General features: G+C 60.1%; 21 protein-coding genes. 8 read left to right on the top strand and 13 right to left on the bottom strand.

The features are described from left to right. Positions 1-121 precede the first annotated feature (121 nt). Positions 122-964 (bottom strand): pca regulon transcriptional regulator PcaR, encoded by an 843-nt coding sequence (pcaR, locus tag GKKCFE_RS05110; protein WP_092397150.1) that lies wholly within the window; start codon positions 962-964, stop codon positions 122-124. Positions 965-1,526: 562 nt separating this feature from the next. On the opposite strand from pcaR, the gene GKKCFE_RS05105 reads away from it, so the two are divergent. Together GKKCFE_RS05105 and GKKCFE_RS05100 are read left to right on the top strand one after the other, a co-directional pair. After that, positions 1,527-1,727 carry a hypothetical protein gene (locus GKKCFE_RS05105; protein WP_047228318.1) on the top strand — a complete coding sequence of 67 codons (201 nt, stop codon included), beginning with the start codon at positions 1,527-1,529 and terminating at the stop codon, positions 1,725-1,727. Between the two features lie 362 nt (positions 1,728-2,089). After that, positions 2,090-3,565 carry an inorganic phosphate transporter gene (locus GKKCFE_RS05100; protein ID WP_047228319.1) on the top strand — a complete coding sequence of 492 codons (1,476 nt, stop codon included), beginning with the start codon at positions 2,090-2,092 and terminating at the stop codon, positions 3,563-3,565. A 255-nt stretch (positions 3,566-3,820) separates the two neighbouring features. Here the strand turns inward: GKKCFE_RS05100 and ccoM are convergent, their stop codons facing one another. The 3 genes from ccoM to GKKCFE_RS05085 all read right to left on the bottom strand — a co-directional run bounded on the left by ccoM (position 3,821) and on the right by GKKCFE_RS05085 (position 4,681). Next, complete coding sequence (gene ccoM, locus GKKCFE_RS05095) at positions 3,821-3,937, bottom strand: cytochrome c oxidase subunit CcoM (RefSeq protein ID WP_025212288.1); 117 nt, start codon at positions 3,935-3,937, stop codon at positions 3,821-3,823. A gap of 146 nt (positions 3,938-4,083) precedes the next feature. After that, positions 4,084-4,245 (bottom strand): hypothetical protein, encoded by a 162-nt coding sequence (locus tag GKKCFE_RS05090; protein WP_171061412.1) that lies wholly within the window; start codon positions 4,243-4,245, stop codon positions 4,084-4,086. Between the two features lie 94 nt (positions 4,246-4,339). Next, on the bottom strand, positions 4,340-4,681 hold the full coding sequence (locus tag GKKCFE_RS05085; RefSeq protein ID WP_047228320.1) for a hypothetical protein: 342 nt from the start codon (positions 4,679-4,681) through the stop codon (positions 4,340-4,342). 248 nt (positions 4,682-4,929) lie between these two features. Between GKKCFE_RS05085 and rapA the strand changes: the two genes are divergently transcribed. Continuing rightward, positions 4,930-7,776, top strand: coding sequence for an RNA polymerase-associated protein RapA (rapA, locus tag GKKCFE_RS05080; protein ID WP_047228321.1), 2,847 nt, complete (start codon positions 4,930-4,932; stop codon positions 7,774-7,776). A 231-nt stretch (positions 7,777-8,007) separates the two neighbouring features. On the opposite strand, the gene GKKCFE_RS05075 is transcribed toward rapA, so the two are convergent. The 3 genes from GKKCFE_RS05075 to GKKCFE_RS05065 form a co-directional block, all read right to left on the bottom strand. Further along, the gene (locus GKKCFE_RS05075) at positions 8,008-8,892 is read right to left on the bottom strand and encodes an ATPase (RefSeq protein WP_445577552.1); all 885 of its coding nucleotides are present in this window, start codon (positions 8,890-8,892) and stop codon (positions 8,008-8,010) included. Positions 8,893-9,000: 108 nt separating this feature from the next. Beyond that, on the bottom strand, positions 9,001-9,993 hold the full coding sequence (locus GKKCFE_RS05070) for an NAD-dependent epimerase/dehydratase family protein (RefSeq protein ID WP_139050964.1): 993 nt from the start codon (positions 9,991-9,993) through the stop codon (positions 9,001-9,003). A gap of 56 nt (positions 9,994-10,049) precedes the next feature. Then, the gene (locus GKKCFE_RS05065) at positions 10,050-10,943 is read right to left on the bottom strand and encodes a LysR family transcriptional regulator ArgP (protein WP_047228324.1); all 894 of its coding nucleotides are present in this window, start codon (positions 10,941-10,943) and stop codon (positions 10,050-10,052) included. Between the two features lie 97 nt (positions 10,944-11,040). Between GKKCFE_RS05065 and GKKCFE_RS05060 the strand changes: the two genes are divergently transcribed. From GKKCFE_RS05060 to GKKCFE_RS05045, 4 genes are all read left to right on the top strand, one after another. After that, positions 11,041-11,643, top strand: coding sequence for a LysE/ArgO family amino acid transporter (locus tag GKKCFE_RS05060; RefSeq protein WP_047228325.1), 603 nt, complete (start codon positions 11,041-11,043; stop codon positions 11,641-11,643). 175 nt (positions 11,644-11,818) lie between these two features. Beyond that, entirely contained in the window at positions 11,819-12,415 is a 597-nt protein-coding gene (locus GKKCFE_RS05055) for a superoxide dismutase (protein WP_047228326.1), read from the top strand. Between the two features lie 305 nt (positions 12,416-12,720). Further along, on the top strand, positions 12,721-14,772 hold the full coding sequence (locus GKKCFE_RS05050; protein WP_076386027.1) for a putative bifunctional diguanylate cyclase/phosphodiesterase: 2,052 nt from the start codon (positions 12,721-12,723) through the stop codon (positions 14,770-14,772). 264 nt (positions 14,773-15,036) lie between these two features. Next, positions 15,037-16,371: an imelysin family protein gene (locus GKKCFE_RS05045; RefSeq protein WP_047228328.1), complete on the top strand. Its 1,335-nt coding sequence runs from the start codon at positions 15,037-15,039 to the stop codon at positions 16,369-16,371. Positions 16,372-16,586: 215 nt separating this feature from the next. Here the strand turns inward: GKKCFE_RS05045 and GKKCFE_RS05040 are convergent, their stop codons facing one another. From GKKCFE_RS05040 to GKKCFE_RS05025, 4 genes are all read right to left on the bottom strand, one after another. After that, positions 16,587-17,822: an RNA polymerase sigma factor gene (locus GKKCFE_RS05040; RefSeq protein ID WP_305467639.1), complete on the bottom strand. Its 1,236-nt coding sequence runs from the start codon at positions 17,820-17,822 to the stop codon at positions 16,587-16,589. Next, positions 17,822-18,298, bottom strand: coding sequence for an SRPBCC family protein (locus GKKCFE_RS05035; protein ID WP_047228330.1), 477 nt, complete (start codon positions 18,296-18,298; stop codon positions 17,822-17,824). Before GKKCFE_RS05035 ends, GKKCFE_RS05040 begins: the two co-directional genes overlap by 1 nt. A gap of 27 nt (positions 18,299-18,325) precedes the next feature. Continuing rightward, positions 18,326-18,670, bottom strand: coding sequence for a YciI family protein (locus GKKCFE_RS05030; protein ID WP_092397118.1), 345 nt, complete (start codon positions 18,668-18,670; stop codon positions 18,326-18,328). A gap of 67 nt (positions 18,671-18,737) precedes the next feature. Next, positions 18,738-19,172 carry a YybH family protein gene (locus GKKCFE_RS05025; RefSeq protein WP_445577551.1) on the bottom strand — a complete coding sequence of 145 codons (435 nt, stop codon included), beginning with the start codon at positions 19,170-19,172 and terminating at the stop codon, positions 18,738-18,740. A 142-nt stretch (positions 19,173-19,314) separates the two neighbouring features. Between GKKCFE_RS05025 and GKKCFE_RS05020 the strand changes: the two genes are divergently transcribed. Further along, positions 19,315-19,800 (top strand): GNAT family N-acetyltransferase, encoded by a 486-nt coding sequence (locus GKKCFE_RS05020; protein WP_160891760.1) that lies wholly within the window; start codon positions 19,315-19,317, stop codon positions 19,798-19,800. 133 nt (positions 19,801-19,933) lie between these two features. Here GKKCFE_RS05020 and GKKCFE_RS05015 read toward each other — a convergent pair whose 3' ends face one another. Together GKKCFE_RS05015 and GKKCFE_RS05010 are read right to left on the bottom strand one after the other, a co-directional pair. Continuing rightward, positions 19,934-20,422: a GyrI-like domain-containing protein gene (locus tag GKKCFE_RS05015; protein ID WP_047228334.1), complete on the bottom strand. Its 489-nt coding sequence runs from the start codon at positions 20,420-20,422 to the stop codon at positions 19,934-19,936. 75 nt (positions 20,423-20,497) lie between these two features. Continuing rightward, positions 20,498-21,163, bottom strand: coding sequence for a LysE family translocator (locus tag GKKCFE_RS05010; protein WP_445577550.1), 666 nt, complete (start codon positions 21,161-21,163; stop codon positions 20,498-20,500). Positions 21,164-21,362 lie beyond the last annotated feature (199 nt).

The following is a 21,362-nucleotide window of genomic DNA, read 5'->3' as shown; positions in this document are numbered from 1 at the left end:
GGGCCGCCATCCATCGGTCGAGCCAGGCTCGATCACGTCGGATGACGCTGCCGCGACATTAATGATCCGAGGCAAATACCGTCAATTCGTCAGAGGCGACTCTGTGCGTTTATCGAACAGCTTAAGTGAACAGTTGCGCGCTCAAGTCGCGGCTGGCTCCCAACAGCCCCGGCAGGAAGCGCTGTTCCAGTTCATTGCGGCTGACCCGCCCGGCATGGGTACTGACATTCAGCGCCGCCACCACCTGGCCGGAGGCGTCGTAGACTGGCACGGCAATCGAGCGCAGCCCCTGCTCCAGTTCCTGATCGACGATGCACCATCCCTGCTGCCGCACCTCTTGCAAACACTCCAGCAAAGCCTGGGGAGTGTGCAGGGTCCGGCTGGTCTTGGCCTGCAGGTCGGCATGGTCGAGGTAATCACGCAGGGAAGCGTCGTCCAGTGCCGCCAGAAGAATCCTGCCCATCGAGGTGCAATAGGCCGGCAGACGTCCACCGACGGACAGGTCCACGGATATCAGCCGCTGGGTGGTGGCCGAACGGGCGATATAAAGAATGTCGTCGCCTTCAAGCGTCGCCATATTACAGGCCTCATGCAACTGTTCGCTCATGCGATCCAGATACGGCTGCGCGGACACGGCCAGAGGCGTCGATGACAGATAGGCATGGCCCAGGGTCAATACTTTGGGCAGCAGCGAATAGGTTCGTCCGTCGGTGGTGGCGTAGCCGAGTTTGATCAAGGTATGCAGGCAACGTCTGACGGCGGCGCGGGGAATTTCCGTGCGGTGGCTGATCTGAGCGATGGTCAAGTGCCGCTTGCGCTCCTGGAACGCCTGGACCACGGCCAACCCTCGGGCCAGGGACGTCATGAAGTCCGGGTCACCGGTCAGGGCCTGGATGCGCTTGGCCGGCGAAGCAACGATGGGTGGCGCTACAGAAGCAAAGGCGTTGCGCAATTGGTCGTTCATATCTGGTCCTTCCCGGGGAATGGCGGCTATTACAAGCGGCTGCCCGCTGAGCAGACAAGGGCTGGCTGTCAGCACCGTTCGATTATCGAACCATCAACCGATAATCGCAATCAAGGCACCCTACCCCCCTCTTGCTTCTGTGTGAAGGGTTGATAAATAAGTAAGACGACACGAGTATTGAACGTAGTTCGCGCCAGCAGAGTGGATAGCGACATTGTCTGGCATTGCCTGAAACCTAATTGCCACAAGTTGCACATACAAATATTGATTCACACAACAACAGATTCTTTTAACTTTTCCCGATAGTGTTCTTCGGGCAGCCCGCTATAATGCACCACAGTGACGGTGCGGCAATCGACCGCTCCCGTCCGCAGGCATTGCAGGTTTCTATCCTGCGTGGTGCCGGCAGCCGGTGCCCGAAGCACCCGGATGGCGCTTCCCCGTATCGGCGGTATACGAAACTCCTGATGCTACGTCAGCTGTCAGCTCTGGTGCCGTGGCCGTCTGCATGTCTACATGCAGTGCGTATCACCAGATCCAATTCAATCCATTAGGTAATACTGTGACGAAAGACGAACTGCGCGCGGAACTTGAGCGCCAGGAACAACGTTACAAGGAAGTTTACGGCGGGGAAATCACCACCTACGCCGCGCAACCTGAACCGGAACGCAAACCCTGGCGTAAACGCGCCACCGTTCAGGACCAGGCCTTTACCCAGGAACTTCAGAAAATGGAACAGGAACTCAAAGCGGAAGAGCGGTAATGCTCAGCGCTTGATGTTCTTGTGAAGCGGTATCCGGCCGACACCCTGGCCGGCCCCGTACCGGACGCCCGCCATGAGCGGGCCGCCATTTCCCCGACAACGGTCGAGGAATGGCCCTGGCTTACCTTCTTTTCGGATTTTTCGCACAACCGCTTAAGGCTCTTACAACGACGAGCGGCCCCTTGCCTGGCGCGTTTTCCGTTCCCGAATCAATGGGTTGCGCAACCCGCTAAAAGCCAGGGTTCGAAGGGGTGCCTGCAAATTATTTCGTTGAAGAATGTTACCGATGAGCAGGCAATGCATCGATTACCGAGGTTTTCTGGCATAATCGCGCCCCCTTACGACCGGGTCAGAAAACCTTCATGATCGATTTATTTAGCGGACTGGATGCTTGGGTGCTTGTGAGCCTCTTGCTCGCCCTGGCCTTTGTCCTCGCCTTCGAGTTCATCAACGGCTTTCATGACACCGCAAACGCGGTGGCCACTGTTATCTACACCAAAGCCATGCCGCCTCATCTGGCGGTGTTCTTTTCCGGTGTGTTCAACTTCCTCGGCGTGCTGCTGGGCGGTGTGGGCGTGGCGTATGCCATCGTTCACCTGCTGCCGGTAGAGCTGCTGATCAATGTGAACACCGGACACGGGCTGGCCATGGTGTTTTCGCTGCTCGCAGCGGCCATCACCTGGAACCTGGGCACCTGGTATTTCGGTATCCCAGCCTCCAGCTCCCACACGCTGATTGGTTCGATCCTCGGCGTGGGCCTGGCCAACGCGCTGATCAACGATATCCCGTTGGCCGACGGAGTGAACTGGCAAAAGGCAATCGATATCGGTGCCTCCCTGGTGTTCTCGCCCATGGCGGGCTTCCTGATTGCCGCACTGGTATTGATCAGTCTGAAGTGGTGGCGTCCGCTGTCGAAGATGCACAAGACGCCGGAACAGCGCCGCAAGATCGATGACAAGAAACACCCCCCGTTCTGGAATCGCCTGGTGCTGGTCATTTCAGCCATGGCCGTCAGCTTCGTCCACGGCTCCAACGATGGCCAGAAAGGCATCGGCCTGATCATGCTGGTGCTGATCGGTATCGTACCGGCGCAGTTCGTGCTTGACCTGAACAGCACCACCTACCAGATCGAACGTACCCGCGACGCGACGTTGCACCTGAGCCAGTTCTACCAGCGCAACAGCGAATCGCTGGGTGAATATCTGGCGCTGGGCAAAAGCGTGAAGGGCGATCTGCCAGAGAAATTCCGCTGCAACCCGCAGCAGACCGAGCCCACCATTGCGGCGCTGCTCGACACCCTCAAAGGCGTGGCGGATTACCAATCGCTGCCGTCGGAAAGCCGCATCGAGGTTCGCCGCTACCTGCTCTGCCTGGATGACACGGCGAAGAAGGTTGGCAAGCTGCCAGGCCTGGCAGCTCGGGAAAAAGACGACCTGAACAAGCTGCGCAAGGACCTGACCGCCACCACCGAATACGCCCCGTTCTGGGTGATTCTGGCAGTCGCCCTGGCCCTGGGCCTGGGCACCATGGTCGGCTGGAAGCGTGTGGTGCTGACCATCGGTGAGAAGATCGGCAAGCAAGGCATGACCTACGCTCAAGGTATGTCGGCGCAAATCACCACGGCGTGCATGATCGGTGCGGCGAACATCTTCAGCCTGCCGGTTTCCACCACCCACGTACTGTCGTCCGGCGTGGCGGGCACCATGGTCGCCAACAAGAGCGGTCTGCAAGGTGGCACGGTACGGACCATCCTGCTGGCCTGGGTACTGACCCTGCCGGCGACAGTGGCCCTCTCGGCCGCGCTGTTCTGGCTGGCGTCCAAGGCCATCGGCAGCTGATATCAGCGGCTAATAAAAAAGGTGCGGTCCTGGCGGATCGCACCTTTTTTTATGCCCGGACACCTGACTACTGTGGGAGCGAGCTTGCTCGCGATGGCGCCGGGTCAGTCAACACATGTATCTACAGACATACCGCTATCGCGAGCAAGCTCGCTCCCACAATGGGCTTGTGTGGAACAGGGGAAATCTGCTCAAAAAAAAAGGGCGACCGAAGTCGCCCAAAATGCCTTGCGTGCTCGTTGTAGCTGGAAAGACCTACGGCTTTTTGCGCTTGTGTGCATCTTTCCAGATGAATAATCCGAAGCCGGCGAAAAACACGAACATGAGGCCGACGGTCAACACTCCGGCAAACACCACATTATCGAAAAACATGACTGGCCTCCTGGTCTTGCCCCTGTTGCGATGGGTGCAAGTTAACCAATCAGGCCTGGATGAAAATTGACCGGGGTCAATAACGCTCGCGACGCGGCGAAAAGGAAGGGAAATAACTGATCTGTATCAATGGATAGAGGGGGGAGTCAGCGCTTTTTGGGTTTTTTCTTCGGTTTTTTCTGGGCTTTGCCCAATGGCATGGCTTGCTCAAAAGCCTGGCGGACTTCGTTAAGGCGTTTTTCGTTGAGGTCGTGAACGCGCTTGGCGCGCTCAGCACTGAGGTCGATCAGTTTGTCGTCTTGGCTCATGGCGTGTCGGCATCGTACGGTGAACTGCGGATGCTCTCATGATGAAGGCTGTCGAGCGGGTTGACCAGCCTGCATGCGTCGACAAAAGCCTGGATCAGACCTGGATATCGACCCACAAGCCCTGACGCTCTTCCCCTTCCACCAACGGCACCACAGGCACGGTGTTATCGGCGTTCAGTTCAGTGCCCGGTACGGCCAGGTGCGCTTCGGGATCTTCGTCGGCTTCGCGGCGGCGCTTGTTGCGTTCCTGCTGGCGCTGTTGCTCCTCGCGCAGCAACAGAGCAGCCTCCTCAGGGTCGCGATTCTTCAGGTCGATGGTGCTTTCGTTGGAGCTTTGCTGCACCGGGACCACGGGCGGTATGTCCGGTCGCTGGCGGACCGGATCCTGTTGAGCGGTGATGGGTACGGCGCTCAAAGGGAGCATGGGTGGCAACATAAAGGTCTCCTGTCTTCAGGTTGTCGGCTGAGCGAGGAACAGCTTGAACCGCTGGTCTGAAACTTGTGACCCGGTTGGCATTATCACAATAGGCCGGGCCGAGCTTGTTTGATCACCCAGCACACTTAAGTTCCGCACCGCCGGTAAGTAATCAATGCCCATGGCGACCCGATGTCTACGTAAATCCTTTGGTCTGAGGGATCATTCCGTTAAGATAACCGGCTTTTTCAAGGCGGGAGTCAGGCAGCATGGCGCAGCAGTATCAACCGGGGCAACGCTGGATCAGTGACAGCGAAGCCGAGCTGGGTTTAGGCACCGTTCTGGCACAGGACGGCCGCTTGTTGACCGTGCTCTATCCGGCCACTGGCGACACTCGCCAGTACGCGCTACGGAATGCGCCCCTCACCCGCGTGCGGTTTTCGCCGGGCGATGTGATCACTCACTTCGAAGGCTGGAAAATGACCGTGCGCGAAGTCGACGATGTCGATGGACTGCTGGTCTACCACGGCCTCAATGGGCAGAACGAGGTTGTCACCCTGCCGGAAACCCAGCTGTCGAACTTTATCCAGTTCCGCCTGGCCAGTGACCGTCTGTTCGCCGGCCAGATTGACCCGCTGGCATGGTTTTCCCTGCGCTACCACACCCTGGAACACACCAGCCGCCAGTTGCAGTCGCCGCTCTGGGGCCTGGGTGGCGTACGTGCCCAGCCCATCGCCCACCAATTGCACATCGCCCGTGAAGTGGCCGACCGCATCGCGCCACGGGTATTGCTGGCAGACGAAGTGGGCCTGGGCAAGACCATCGAAGCCGGCCTGATCATCCACCGCCAACTGCTCTCCGGCCGCGCCAGCCGCGTGCTGATCCTGGTACCGGAAAACCTTCAGCATCAGTGGCTGGTGGAAATGCGCCGGCGTTTCAACCTGCAGGTCGCCTTGTTCGACGAAGAACGCTTCATCGAAAGCGATGCCAGCAACCCGTTCGAAGACACCCAACTGGCCCTGGTGGCGCTGGAGTGGCTGGTGGACGATGAGAAGGCCCAGGACGCGCTGTTTGCCGCCGGCTGGGACCTGATGGTGGTCGACGAAGCCCATCACCTGGTCTGGCACGAAGATCAGGTCAGCCCGCATTACGCTCTGGTCGAACAGCTTGCCGAAACGATTCCCGGCGTACTGCTGCTGACCGCGACCCCGGAACAGCTGGGCCAGGACAGCCACTTCGCCCGCCTGCGCCTGCTGGACCCGAACCGCTTCCATGACCTCAAGGCCTTCCGCGCCGAGAGCGAGAATTATCGCCCGGTGGCCGAGGCCGTGCAGGAGCTGCTGGACAAGGGCCGTCTCTCACCCGAGGCGCACAAGACCATTCACGGCTTCCTGGGTAACGAGGGCGAAGCGCTGCTGACCGCCGTCAATGATGGCGATGTAGAAGCCAGCGCCCGCCTGGTCCGCGAACTGCTGGACCGCCACGGCACCGGCCGCGTGCTGTTTCGCAATACGCGCGCCGCCGTACAGGGTTTCCCGGAGCGCAAACTGCACGCCTACCCGCTGCCGTGCCCGGACGAATACCTCGAGCTGCCGTTGGGTGATCACGCCGAGCTGTACCCGGAAGTCAGCTTCCAGGCTCAGCCGGACGCCAACGAAGAACAGCGCTGGTGGCGTTTCGACCCACGGGTCGAGTGGCTGATCGACACCCTGAAGATGCTCAAGCGCACCAAAGTGCTGGTGATCTGCGCCCACGCCGAAACCGCCATGGACCTGGAAGATGCCCTGCGCGTACGTTCCGGCATCCCGGCCACGGTGTTCCATGAAGGCATGAACATCCTGGAGCGCGACCGTGCGGCGGCTTATTTCGCCGACGAAGAGTTCGGCGCCCAGGTGCTGATCTGCTCGGAAATCGGCAGCGAAGGCCGCAACTTCCAGTTCGCCCACCATTTGGTGCTGTTCGACCTGCCCTCGCACCCGGACCTGCTGGAACAGCGTATTGGCCGTCTGGACCGGATCGGCCAGAAGCACACCATCGAGCTGCATGCGCCGTACCTGGAAACCAGCCCGCAAGCGCGGCTGTTCCAGTGGTATCACGAGGCCCTGAACGCGTTCCTCAATACCTGTCCGACCGGCAACGCCTTGCAGCATCAGTTCGGCCCGCGCCTGCTGCCATTGCTGGAAGAAGCCGATGACGGCCAGTGGCAAGCCTTGATCGACGAAGCCCGCACCGAACGCGAACGCTTGGAGGCCGAGCTGCACACCGGTCGCGACCGTCTGCTGGAGCTCAACTCTGGCGGCGCGGGTGAAGGCGATGCCTTGGTAGAGGCCATTCTCGAACAAGACGACCAGTTCGCCCTGCCGATCTACATGGAAACCCTGTTCGATGCGTTCGGCATCGACAGCGAGGACCATTCGGACAACGCGCTGATCCTCAAGCCGAGCGAAAAAATGCTCGACGCCAGCTTCCCGCTGGGCGACGACGAAGGCGTGACCATCACCTACGACCGCAACCAGGCGCTGTCTCGCGAAGACATGCAGTTCATTACCTGGGAGCACCCGATGGTGCAAGGCGGCATGGACCTGGTGCTGTCCGGCTCCATGGGCAATACCGCCGTAGCGCTGATCAAGAACAAGGCCCTCAAGCCCGGCACCGTGTTGCTGGAACTGCTCTATGTCAGTGAAGTGGTTGCCCCGCGCTCCCTGCAACTGGGCCGTTACCTGCCGCCGGCCGCCCTGCGCTGCCTGCTGGACGCCAACGGCAACGACCTCGCCGCCCGAGTCTCGTTCGAGACTTTGAACGATCAATTGGAAAGCGTGCCTCGGGCCAGCGCCAACAAGTTCATCCAGGCCCAGCGTGACCAGCTCTCGCCACGGATCAACGCCGGTGAAGAGAAGATCGCCCCGCGTCACGCCGAACGCGTGGCCGAAGCCCAGCGTCGCCTGGCAGCCGATACCGACGAAGAACTGGCGCGCCTGACCGCCCTGCAAGCGGTCAACCCGACGGTACGCGACAGCGAACTGGTGGCTCTGCGCCAACAGCGTGAGCAAGGTCTGGCGATGCTTGAGAAGGCGGCGCTGCGCCTGGAGGCCATACGGGTGTTGGTGGCGGGCTGAATTGCCGCCGTTACTCAACAAAAGGCCCGCAGCGATGCGGGCCTTTTTTTGTGCATTTGTCTGGTCCCACTTGCCGATCACCGCAAGGATCGGCAAGCCCACCGGTTTGCAGCGGCTGAACACTTTGCAAGCGCACGACTCACGATGTGGGAGCGAGCCTGCTCGCGATGGCGGTGGCACATCAGCCATTGATGCAAACTGACTGACCCACCGCTCGCGACTACAGCCTCGTCACTGAGCTCGGCTGCCAAGTTGCTGCTGCAGGTTGCGGATCTGCGCTTGCAGCGTGTTGATATTGCGGGTGACCTGGCCGCGGAAGGCGTCGAACTCGGCGGTGTTGTTGCCCCCGTTGTCCTGCTGGCTCTTGAGCACGATCACGTCCTGCTCCAGACGCTCGATGGCAGAGTTGGAAGTGGCGCGTTTCAGGGCGGTGATGTCGGCACCGATGCTCTTGAGCCGGGCATCGAGAGCACCATCCTCGCCCTGGTTTTTCAGGGCGGAAACTTCAGCCGCCAGCGCTTTGACCTGATCCTGGAGTTCCTTGTTGGAAGCTTGCAACTGAGTGCTGGCGTTCTGCTGCTCAGTGGTCTGGGCAATGATCTGGGCCAGCTCCTTGTCCAGGTCGGCGGACGGACCGAACGCGACCATCTGTTGTTTGTACTGCTCCTGCAGCTTGCTTTCGAATTGCTTGCCCTGCTCCTGAAGCTTGCCTTCCAGCTGTTTGATCTGCAACTTCAAGGCTTCACTGTCGCTCATGACACTGGACTGACCGGCTACCACCTTGCCGGAAATGTCCTGCAAGCGTCCCGCCGCATCTTCACTGATACGGGCGAAACTTTCCTGGGTGGCCACCAGTTGCTGTTCCATCAAGGAAATCTGCTGGAAGCTCCACCACGCCAGGAAGGCAAGCGCACACAACAGCGCACCGACCAGTGCCCACAGTGGCCCGGTACTGGCCCCCTTGACCTTGGCCGCCGCAACGGGTGCCGGGCGCGCTTGCACGTGGGGCGGGCGTTCGCGCTCAGGCAGAAAGTCATCGTCATCGGGAATGTCGGCCCGCATCCGCAAGCTCGGTATATCATCGAAGTCGTCGTTGGAATCGTTACGCATGGGCATTGGGTTCAACCTTTGGGAAACCGGTGTTGGCTTGATGCAGCGAGTATAACCCCCTCGCCCGCCGCACCGATTGACCCCGAACCTGGCACTCGGTTCATGACGGGGCGATCAGCGGGCATCCTGGGCTTTCCACCAGGCGCAGAACTCATCAAGAGCGGTCCACAGGCTGACCTGTGGATCGTAATCCAGATAATGCCGGGCCCGGCTGATGTCCAGGGTGAAATTCTTGTTCATGACCTGCATGCCCAGGCGCGACAACGTCGGTTCGGGACGGCCCGGCCATAACGTGCAAAAACCTTCATTCAGGGCGGCGACGCTGTAGGCCAGCCGGTAGGAACGATAACGCCGGACCTGTGGGACTTCCATCTGTCGCATCACATAATTGACCACATCCCACAACGGCACCGGCGTGCCGTTGCTGATGTTGTAAGCCTTGCCAAGGGCCGATTCGCCGGCCAAAAGACTGCTGAGCAGCGCTTCGTTGAGATTCTGCACGCTGGTGAAATCCACCTTGTTCAACCCGTTGCCGACAATGGCCAAGCGGCCCTTGCGTTGCATTTTCAACAGCCGGGGAAAAATGCTCATGTCGCCGGCGCCGGTGACAAAGCGCGGGCGCAGAGCCAGTACTTCGAGACCGAACTCCTGGGCCCCGAAGACTTTCTGTTCAGCCAGGTATTTGGTGGCGGCGTAGGGATGTTTGAAGCGTTTGGGCACCTGTTCTTCGGTCAGGTCCAGATGGTCCCGGCCGTCGAAGTAAATAGACGGCGATGACAGATGAACCAGACGCCGGACCTTCTGCTTGAGGCAGGCCTCGACAATATTTTCCGTGACCTGGACGTTGCCCTGGTGAAAATCCTGATAGCGGCCCCAAAGCCCCACGGAACCGGCGCAATGCACGACGCTGTCAACATCAAGGCACAGGTCGCGAGCCAGCAACGGGTCACTCAGATCCCCCTGAATGAACTGCGCCCCGCGACGCACCAGGTGCTCAACGCTCTCGGCCCGGCGACCGTTGACCCGCACATCCAGGCCCTGCTCCAGAGCGAAACGCGCAAAGCGCCCGCCAATGAAGCCACTTGCGCCGGTAACCAGAATTTTCATGAAGACTCCTAAAATCAGATTCGAGCTTCAAGCTACAAGCTTCAAGCCAATCGCTTTCAACTTACCGCTTGGAGCTTGCTGCTTGCCGCCTTGATCAATCGTTCAGTCAACAAACCCAGTAACTGCCCACCATTGCGCCAATGATGCCAGTACAACGGCACATCGATCGGTTTATCTGCCAGCAATTCCACCAACTCGCCCCGCTCCAGTTGCTCACGCATTTGCAACTCAGGCACCAGTCCCCAGCCAAGCCCCGCTTCGGCGAGCCGAATGAAACCTTCGGACGACGGGCAGAGATGATGTTCGAAACCGCCTTCGACCCCCAGGGAAGCAAGGTAGCGATGCTGCAGGAAATCATCCGGGCCGAACACCAGCGCCGGCGTGCGCGCCAGTTGATCGGCGCGCACCCCATCGGGGAAATGCCTGGCGATGAACGCCGGGCTGGCCAACGCCCGGTAGCGCATGGCCCCCAACAACACACTACGAGCACCAGCCACCGGACGTTCACTGGCGCAGACGCACGCCGCCACCTCACCGGCACGCATGCGTTTGAGGCCGACGGTCTGGTCTTCCACCACCAAGTCGAGCAACAGATGATGTTCGGCGCAGAAATCCCCAACGGCTACCGCCCACCAAGTGGCCAGGCTGTCGGCATTCAAGGCGATCCGCAGGCGCTCAGGCAGCCCCTCCTCATCCAGCGCTGGCACCAGGCTTTGCAGGTCGCGCTCCAACAGCCGCACCTGCTGCACATGGTTGAGCAAGCGGCGACCGATTTCGGTCGGTGCCGGCGGCGTGACGCGCACCAGCACCGGCTGGCCGACCCGCGCCTCCAGCAGTTTGATCCGCTGGGAAATCGCCGACTGCGACAAACCCAGCACTTGGGCGGCACGCTCGAATCCGGCCTGTTCGACAACCGCCGCCAGAGCGGAAAGCAATTTGTAATCGAACATCAGTTTTCCTAATGAGCAATCAGCAATATTGGTTTTTCTTATACCGCTTTGCACCAGAGAATGACACCCGCATTCATACCTACTCGGGGAGTAATTTATGTGGCAAAGCTACATGAACGGACTACTGGTGGCCCTCGGGCTGATCATGGCCATCGGCGCTCAGAACGCCTTCGTGCTGGCGCAAAGCCTGCGCCGCGAACATCACTTGCCGGTCGCCGCCCTGTGTGTAACTTGCGATGCGTTGCTGGTGGCCGCCGGGGTGTTCGGGCTGGCGACACTGCTGGCCCAAAGCCCGTTGCTGCTTTCAATAGCCCGCTGGGGCGGCGCCGGGTTCCTGCTCTGGTATGGCAGCCTGGCGTTGCGTCGGGCCTGTTCGAAACAAAGCCTGCAACAAGATGAAAAACAGGTCGTGCGCTCGTTACGGGCGGTGCTGCTCAGTGCGTTGGCGGTGACCCTGCTCAACCCCCACGTCTATCTCGACACCGTGTTGCTGATCGGTTCCCTCGGAGCCCAGCAAAGCGTGCCTGGCGCCTATGTCGTGGGAGCGGCCAGTGCCTCGTTGCTGTGGTTCTTCACACTGGCAATCGGTGCGGCATGGCTGGCACCGTGGCTGGCCCGGCCGAGTACCTGGCGGATACTGGATGTGCTGGTGGCAACGATGATGTTCAGCGTGGCCATACAGTTGATCGTCTCTGGCTGATTATTCCAAACCGCTCTGGAACCTCTATCCCACACAGTTGTTGCGTGGTTATGCCGTTCCCCCGGTGCTATGATCCGACTCCTGCGCCGCAATGAGTACAAACTCCCCGGCGCTAGTCTGGCCGCCCGTGATCGGCCTTGCGCTCACCGCAACTGACCTGATTAGGAGAATCACCATGGCTTTCGAATTGCCGCCGCTGCCTTATCCACACGATGCACTGCAGCCGCACATCTCCAAAGAGACTCTGGAATTCCACCACGACAAGCACCACAACACCTACGTCGTGAACCTGAACAACCTGGTACCTGGCACCGAGTTCGAAGGCAAGACCCTGGAAGAAATCGTCAAGACTTCCTCGGGCGGTATCTTCAACAACGCCGCTCAGGTCTGGAACCACACCTTCTACTGGAACTGCCTGGCGCCAAACGCCGGTGGTCAACCTACCGGCGCGCTGGCCGACGCCATCAACAGTGCGTTCGGCTCGTTCGACAAGTTCAAGGAAGAATTCACCAAGACTTCCGTCGGCACCTTCGGTTCCGGTTGGGGCTGGCTGGTGAAAAAGGCTGACGGTTCCCTGGCCCTGGCCAGCACCATCGGCGCCGGCAACCCGCTGACCAGCGGCGACACCCCGCTGCTGACCTGCGACGTTTGGGAACACGCCTACTACATCGACTACCGCAACCTTCGTCCGAAATACGTCGAAGCGTTCTGGAACCTGGTCAACTGGAAGTTCGTGGCCGAGCAGTTCGAAGGCAAGACCTTCACCGCTTGATCCGTAATGCCAGACAAAAGAACCCGGCGCTTTGCCGGGTTTTTTTTTAGCTGGCACAAAGCCCTCGGATCTTGTCCGGCCCCCTACCTCGTGTCTGAAATCCAACAAAAATCAAACCCAGGCCTCAAGTTGGGGGCCCTTCCATCCGACACAATGGTCGTAGAGCAATAACTCTGGAAACACCGTATAACGGCCAGGTTTCAGGCGAAGACCCTTGTGTTTGATTGTCCCTTTGACTGACATCACAGGATTGCCAATACTCATGGCAACTTGACGCTACTCGCACGGAACAAGGAACCCCCTCTTTGAAGCTGGAACTCAAGAACAGCTTGTCTGTGAAGTTGCTCCGGGTCGTGCTCCTTTCGGCATTGATCGTCGGCGTGGTATTGAGCTGCGCCCAGATCGTTTTCGATGCCTACAAAACCGACCATGCCGTCGCCAGCGATGCCCAACGAATTCTTGATATGTTCCGCGACCCTTCGACCCAGGCCGTCTATAGCCTTGACCGGGAGATGGGCATGCAAGTGATCGAGGGGCTGTTTCAGGACCAAGCGGTGCGCATGGCTTCTATCGGTCACCCTCACGAGACCATGCTCGCCGAAAAAACCCGGCCTTTGCAGCACTCTGGAAGTCGCTGGCTGACCGACCTGATCCTTGGCAAGGAACGCACATTCACCACGCAACTGGTGGGTCGCGGGCCTTATAGTGAATATTACGGTGACCTGAGCATTACTCTCGACACCGCCACCTACGGCCAGAGTTTCATCGTCAACTCTGTAATCATTTTTATATCGGGCATGTTGCGAGCCCTGGCGATGGGCCTGGTGTTGTACCTGGTCTATCACTGGCTGCTGACCAAACCACTGTCGCGGATCATCGAACACCTGACCGAAATCAACCCCGACCGGCCGAGTGAACACAAGATCCCGCAGCTACGCGGCCACGAACAAAATGAGTTGGGGCTCTGGATCAACACCGCCAACCAATTGCTCGCCTCCATCGAGCGCAATACACACCTGCGCCACGAGGCGGAAAACAGCCTGCTGCGCATGGCCCAATATGACTTCCTTACCGGCCTGCCCAATCGTCAACAGCTTCAACAGCAACTGGACAAGATCCTGGTGGATGCCGGGCGCTTGCAACGCCGGGTGGCCGTACTGTGTGTGGGGCTGGATGACTTCAAGGGCATCAACGAACAGTTCAGCTATCAAACCGGCGACCAGTTGCTGCTGGCCCTGGCAGATAGGCTGCGAGCCCACAGCGGCCGCCTTGGCGCGCTGGCGCGACTGGGGGGCGACCAGTTCGCCCTGGTCCAGGCCGATATCGAACAACCTTACGAAGCCGCCGAGTTGGCCCAGAGCATCCTCGATGACCTGGAGGCGCCGTTCGTCCTCGACGATCGGCAAATCCGCCTGCGGGCGACCATCGGCATCACCCTCTTTCCCGAGGACGGGGACAGCACCGAGAAGCTATTGCAGAAAGCCGAGCAGACCATGACCCTGGCCAAGGCCCGGTCGCGCAATCGCTACCAGTTCTACATCGCCAGCGTCGACAGTGAAATGCGCCGCCGTCGCGAGCTGGAAAAAGACCTGCGCGAGGCTCTGCTCCTCGAGCAGTTCAGCCTGGTGTACCAGCCGCAGGTCAGCTATCGCGACCTGCGAGTGGTGGGTACCGAGGCGCTGATTCGCTGGCATCACCCCGAACACGGCCTCGTGCCGCCGGACCTGTTCATTCCCCTGGCCGAACAGAACGGCACCATTATCGCCATCGGTGAATGGGTCCTGGATCAGGCTTGCAAACAGTTGCGCGAATGGCATGACCAGGGCTTCGTTGACCTGCGCATGGCGGTCAACCTGTCCACCGTACAATTGCACCATGCCGAACTACCGCGGGTGGTGAACAACTTGCTGCAGATGTACCGCCTGCCGCCGCGCAGCCTGGAGCTGGAGGTCACGGAAACCGGCCTGATGGAAGACATCACGACAGCCGCCCAGCACTTGCTCAGCCTGCGCCGCTCCGGCGCGCTGATTGCCATCGATGACTTCGGGACCGGTTATTCGTCCCTGAGTTATCTCAAGAGCCTGCCGCTGGACAAGATCAAGATCGACAAGAGCTTCGTCCAGGACCTGCTCGATGACGAGGATGACGCGACCATCGTCCGGGCCATCATCCAGTTGGGCAAGAGCCTGGGGATGCAGGTAATCGCCGAGGGGGTTGAGACGGTCGAGCAGGAAGCCTACATCATCTCCGAGGGCTGCCATGAAGGTCAGGGGTATTACTACAGCAAACCGCTGCCGGCACGGGAGTTGGGCATCTATCTCAAGCAGGCGCAGCGCAGCAAAGTCTCCATCATCTGATTCTTTCTCCTCGGGTAGTCATGCCTCTGCCGGAGTTGGCGAAGCCTGCGCTCTTTGGTTTGTTCGCTTGAGACTCAAGCGTCTGGGCAGAGATCGCCGCCTCGCTTCGCTCGGCGGCGCCTACGGAAGGCTGCCCGCGCCGCATCACAAATAAGAAATATTTACAGCTACAACCCTTTACACATAATGCAAATCTTTCGCATTATGTCGCAGCTTTGCGCACCTCGCGCCTGTCCCATCCATCACCGAAGCAGGATGTTCGCCATGATTCGTATGCCTCTGGCTACCGCCAGTTTGCTGGCCATCGCTATTTCCCTCGCCGGTTGCGGCGAAGGCAAAGACAAGGCCGCCGCGCCGCAAGCGCCCACGCCTGCAGCCAGCACCGCCGCCCCAGCCGCAGCCGGCAAAATCGACGAAGCCGCTGCCAAGGCCGTTGTCGCGCACTACGCCGACATCGTCCATGCGGTCTACAGCGATGCCGAATCCACCGCGAAAACCCTGCAAACCGCGATCGATGCGTTCCTGGCCAAACCGAACGACGAGACTCTCAACGCCGCCAAGGCCGCCTGGGTCGCTGCGCGCGTCCCTTACCTGCAAAGCGAAGTGTTCCGCTTCGGCAACACCATCATCGACGACTGGGAAGGCCAATTGAACGCCTGGCCGCTGGATGAAGGCCTGATCGACTACGTCGACACCTCCTACGCGCACGCATTGGGTAACCCGGGCGCCACCGCCAATATCATCGCCAATACCGAAGTCCAGGTAGGCGAAGACAAGGTCGACGTGAAAGACATCACCCCGGAGAAACTCGCCAGCCTGAACGAGCTGGGCGGTTCCGAGGCCAACGTCGCCACCGGCTACCACGCCATCGAATTCCTGCTGTGGGGCCAGGACCTCAACGGCACCGGCCCTGGTGCCGGCAAGCGTCCGGCTTCCGATTATCTGGAAGGCGCCGGTGCTACTGGCGGCCACAACGACCGTCGTCGCGCCTACCTCAAGGCCGTGACCCAACTGCTGGTCAGCGATCTGGAAGAAATGGTCGGCAACTGGAAGCCAAACGTGGCTGACAACTACCGCGCCACCCTGGAAGCCGAGCCTGCCGAAACCGGCCTGCGCAAGATGCTGTTCGGCATGGGCAGCCTGTCCCTCGGCGAACTGGCGGGCGAACGCATGAAGGTGTCCCTGGAAGCCAACTCGCCAGAAGACGAGCAGGACTGCTTCAGCGACAACACCCACAACTCGCACTTCTACGATGCCAAAGGCGTGCGCAACGTTTACCTGGGCGAATACACCCGCGTCGACGGCACCAAGATGACCGGCGCCAGCCTGTCGTCCCTGGTGGCCAAGGCTGACCCGGCCGCTGACAACGCCCTCAAGGCCGACCTGGCCGACACCGAAGCCAAGATCCAAGTCATGGTCGATCACGCCAACAAGGGTGAGCACTACGACCAACTGATCGCTGCGGGCAACACCGCTGGCAACCAGGTCGTGCGCGACGCCATTGCCGCACTGGTCAAGCAGACCGGCGCGATCGAACAGGCCGCGGGCAAACTGGGCATCAGCGACCTGAACCCGGACAGCGCTGATCACGAGTTCTGATCAAGGCTGGTTGACTGACGGGTTATGCCCGTCAGCCAAGCCATAAAACCCTGTGGGAGCGAGTCTGCTCGCGATAGCGATGTTTCAGCCAACAGCAATGTGACTGACATGACGCTATCGCGAGCAGGCTCGCTCCCACAGTGGTTTCGGCTGTTCATAAATACGATGCACACCACAACGCCCGCTCCCACAGGAAATTTCATCGCTTGTGGTCATCACTGCAACCCCGCAAGCCGCCCCTCGATAAACCGCCTCTCCGGCAATTGTTGAGTCAATTCAAGCGCGCGTCGATATGCCGCCCTCGCCTCCTCCACGCGTCCCAACTGCCGACAGAGTTCTGCCCGCGCCGAGTGGGCCAGGTGATAATCGAGCAACTCGCCCCGGTCCAGAATCGCGTCGATCCGCTGCAAGCCCGCTTGCGGTCCATCGCGTTTGGCCAGGGCCGCGGCGCGGTTGAGTTCGATCACCGGCGAAGGCACCGCACGCAGCAACACATCATAGAGGCCAACGATCTGCGGCCAGTCGGTCTCCTGCGCCGTGGGGGCTTCGGCATGCACTGCCGCAATCGCAGCTTGCAGGCAATAAGGCCCGAACCTTCGGGTATTGAGCGCGGCTTCCACCAGGGCGCAGCCTTCGGCGATCATGTCGGCGTCCCACAAGGATCGGTCCTGCTCATCCAGCAGGATCAGTTCACCGCTGGGAGAGGTTCGCGCTCGCCGCCGCGACTCGTGCAGCAGCATCAATGCCAGCAAACCCATGACTTCGGCTTCAGGCAACAGCTCCATCAACAGGCGGGCCAGGCGGATGGCTTCGCGGGTCAAATCTTCACGCGTCACCTCAGCCCCCATCGAGGCCGAATAGCCTTCGTTGAATACCAGGTAGATCACGCGCAACACACTGTCCAGCCGCTCGGGCAGTTCCGAGCGGGACGGCACCTGATAGGGGATCTTCGCATCGCGAATTTTTGCCTTGGCCCGCACGATGCGCTGGGCGATGGCCGCCGGGGCGGCGAGAAAAGCCCGGGCGATCTCTTCGGTGGTCAGGTCGCACACTTCCCGCAACGTCAGCGGCACCTGGGCATCAGCGGCCAGGGCCGGGTGGCAACAGGTGAAGATCAGCCGCAGGCGATCGTCTTCCACGTCCTCATCACTCCAGTCGCTCTGCTCCAGTTCTTCGAGCTGGGCAATCAGCATCGGCCGGCTCGCCGCGAAGCGAGCGCGCCGGCGCAAACTGTCGATGGCCTTGAAGCGCCCGGCCGACACCAGCCAGGCCCGAGGATTGTCCGGCACACCGTCGCGCTGCCAGCGCTCGACCGCGATGAAGAAGGCCTCGTGCAAGGCCTCTTCAGCAAGGTCGAAATCCCCCAGCAGGCGAATCAGCGTCGCCAGGATGCGCCGCGAGTCTTGCCGATAAACCTGCTCGACCCGTGCGCTGACTTCTTCGGCCGACATCAGTCGGGCATGCCCTGGGTCACCAGCGCTTCGAGCCGGTCAAGGCTCTGGCCCCAGCCGTCATGAAAGCCCATGGCTTCGTGGGCCTGGCGGTCTTCTTCGTTCCAGTGCAGGGCGCGGGCGGTGTAAAGGGTTTTATCGCCCATCTCCTCAAGCAACACTTCGCCGGTCATGAAGGCTTTGCCGGAGGGGATCCAGCCGGGCACAAACGCATCGGTGAAGACCAGCCGCTGCGGGGCGACGATTTCCAGGAACACGCCCATGGTCGGATACTCACTGCCGTCCGGGGCACGCATCAGGGTGCGAAACTGACCACCGACCCACAGCTCCATTTCGCACTCCGGCGTAGTCATGCCGTGGGGTCCCCACCATTGGACAAGCAGCGCCGGCTCGGTCCAGGCGCGGAAAATCTTCTGACGCGAGGCGTCGATCACCCGGCTGATGGATAACTCGAACGCGGCAGGTTTGAGGTTCATGAATGAAATCCTGTTTGTGATTGTTGTTCAGGGATTCAGTTGGCGTACCGGTCGGACCTCGACGCAGCCGACCCGGGCCGCCGGAATGTTGCCGGCGACCTGGAGGGCTTCGTTCAGGTCTTTGGCGTCGATCAGGTAGAAGCCCGCCAGTTGCTCCTTGGTCTCGGCAAACGGACCGTCCGTGATCGACAACTTGCCGCCGCGCATGCGCACCGTGGTAGCGGTCTGCACCGACTCCAGGGCCTCGGCGGCAATCATACGACCGCTGCCCTGGATCGACTCGGCGTAGGCCATGCATTCAGCGTCCTGCGGGCTGTCGGGTGAGTTGTGCAGCGCATGCTCGTTGCTATAGACCAGGCATAAGTACTTCATGGAAAGCTCCGTGATCGAACTGATCAACTATGGACCGCAGAAAAGCGCTCAGCGAAAAAACCGACGATCAGGGCTGCAGGTCGAACATCACCGTACCGGCCATCGGATCAAACGGCGCGGACCAGTGTTCGTGGACAATCTTCCATTGCCCGGCCACCCGTTGATAGCAAGCGGTCGTGCGCATCCAGCAAGCCTGCTCTTCACCTTTGTCGTTGGTGCCGCCGCAATAGGCCAGCCAGTGAGCGAAGGCGATCGTGTCAGCTGCGGTAATCTCGATCTGATGGAAGTCGAACTTGTGCGGTCCAGGGCACATCTCCATGCACGCCTGCCAATGGGCCCGGTAAGCGACTTTGCCCTTGAATTGCAGGGCCTGGATGGCATCGAACGAAACGATGTTGTCGTCATAGAGCGCCATGACTTTTTCAACATTTTTTTCCATGACAGCCTGGCGATAAGTCTCGATCAAGGCCTTGATTTCGGTTTCGGTGGTTTGGGTATTCATGGTGATTCTCCGCAGGTTTTTGTTGAAGACACCCTTTGTCGTTTAGAGAAACTGCGAATCGACAACCCAAACAAAAATAATTCAAAGAAAAAAATTCGCTAGAATCCCAGGCCCATTCTGTCGGCAAACAACGGATGCTTTTGTGACCGCTCAGCTCGTACCCTACGAAGACCTCACCGAGCTGCAGCGCACGCAGGTCGAAGCCATCGAAATCCACCCCGAACAGATCAAGTTCGCCGGCGATATCCACGGCGCACTGCACACGCTGTTGTCCAGGCCCGGCCCTGGCGTCAAAGGGTTTGCGTTGCTGGCTGGCGAGGTGCCCGTGGCGTTCCTGTTACTCAAGCGCCCGCCAGTACTGCCCGCCTGGGCCAACGAACACAGCGCCACCCTGCACGCCCTGCAAGTTGATTATCGGGCCCAGGGCAAGGGTTACGGCAGGGCCTGCCTGCAAGCGCTTCCTGCCGCGGCTCGGGCGGCATGGCCGCAAATCAGAGGACTGGAGCTTTCGGTCGACGCCGATAATGTCTCGGCCATCGGCCTGTATACCCGGCTGGGCTGGGTCGACAGTGGCGAAGCGTACAAGGGCCGCATCGGTTATGAGCGGCGGATGGGGCTGGTGTTTTGACCAGGAGATAACCTGTCTGTGGGCGCGAGCCTGTTCGCGATTGTGGTGGGCCAGCTTGCATTGATGTTGGATATGGCACCGCTATCGCGAGCAGGCTCGCTCCCACCGGTTTGCATTGCCGAGAGGATGGCAATCAGCTCGGTTTGAGAGGAATCCAGATTTCCAGAGAGCCTTCGCCGGTCCTGGGGTTGAAGTCTTCGCTGTAGCGTTCGAACTCCGGGGCCTCGGCAGCTGTGTGGCCGGATCGCGGCAGCCACTCTTTCCAGATGTAGTGGAACGTCTGCGGCAGGGCTTTCAACGGGCCTTTGTGTTCGAACACTGCGTAGTGCGCAGGCTGTATTTCGATCCAGCGCAACTGTTCAGGCAAATCATCGAGCCGGCTGACTTCCACGCCGGCAATGTATTCAAACCCACCCTTCCCGTCCGGGTTGCAACACACGCCATAGGTGACCTCGTCTTTCTGCCCTGGCACTTTACCGAGCCAGGGCAAAAACTTTTCCCAGAGCAGCGGGATATCCTCGGCGGTGTCCGGGGTAAAACAGCCACCAAAACCGGCGATAATCTGAAAGCGTCCGTGTTCGAAGCGTGGTTCGGCTGCGTTATCGGGTTCGTGCTTTTCCATGCGTCAACACTCCAGAAACGTGAGGTCGGGTGTTGCAGTATAGAAGCCTGATGAAGATTGCCAGGCCCGTTTCGCTTATCCGAGTCCAGGCACAACGGCCGGCACCACTTTCCCGATAAACTCGTTGTAGCCAGAAACAATCACGTACACCGCGAAATAGCAGAAGATGGCGGCCGATGCCCAATAGCAATAGCGCAACAGTTTATCCCCCAGCAACCTGCCACCCTGGGTTGCTGCCAGGCACAGGCCTGCACACCAGAGAAGTCCGGCACAGAGAAATCCACTCAGGAACAGCGCCGAGCTGAGGATCGTTCCGCCGCCCGAGCGAGCGATCAATGTACCGCCCACCGCCGCGAACCAGAGAATGGCACTGGGCGACGACATCGCCAGGAAAATCCCGCGAAAAAACTCCTGCCCGGATGAATGACTCCGCACCTCGCCAGCCTCGGCCAACGCCGCATGGTGATAGATCGCCGAATGAATCATCTTCGCTGCGAAATACAGCAGCACCACCGAGCCGCCGATCCACAGCACCCAGCGCACCGTTTCGTATTGCAGCAGCACCGTCATGCCGGCCAAGGCCAGGACCGCGTAGACCAGGTCCCCCACACATGTGCCCAGGCCCAGGGCGAAACCCTGGAAATAGCCACGTTGCATGGCCAGGGTAATCATCGCGATATTGGCCACGCCAATGTCCAGGCACAAAGAAAGGCTCAGCAGGAAACCGCTGGAAAATTCCATCATTCAGTCCATTCGTTTTTTGAACAGGGCGAGTCGTACAGTGCGCAGGTGTTACTGAAAGTCCCCTGAGCGGATCGACAGTGTCGTCGAAAATAGTTGCGCGCCGCTACTGGACAATTGGCCATCAGCCCCTTTATCTTGCGCCGCAGGCCACCGCAGTGGCCAACGTCGCTCGGACGGTTCCGGGCGCTCACGTATC

The sequence above is a fragment of the Pseudomonas sp. E141 genome (genome assembly GCF_052659885.1).
The sequence above is the reverse complement of the archived record's forward strand: the minus strand, read 5'-3'. Positions and strand labels throughout refer to the sequence as shown.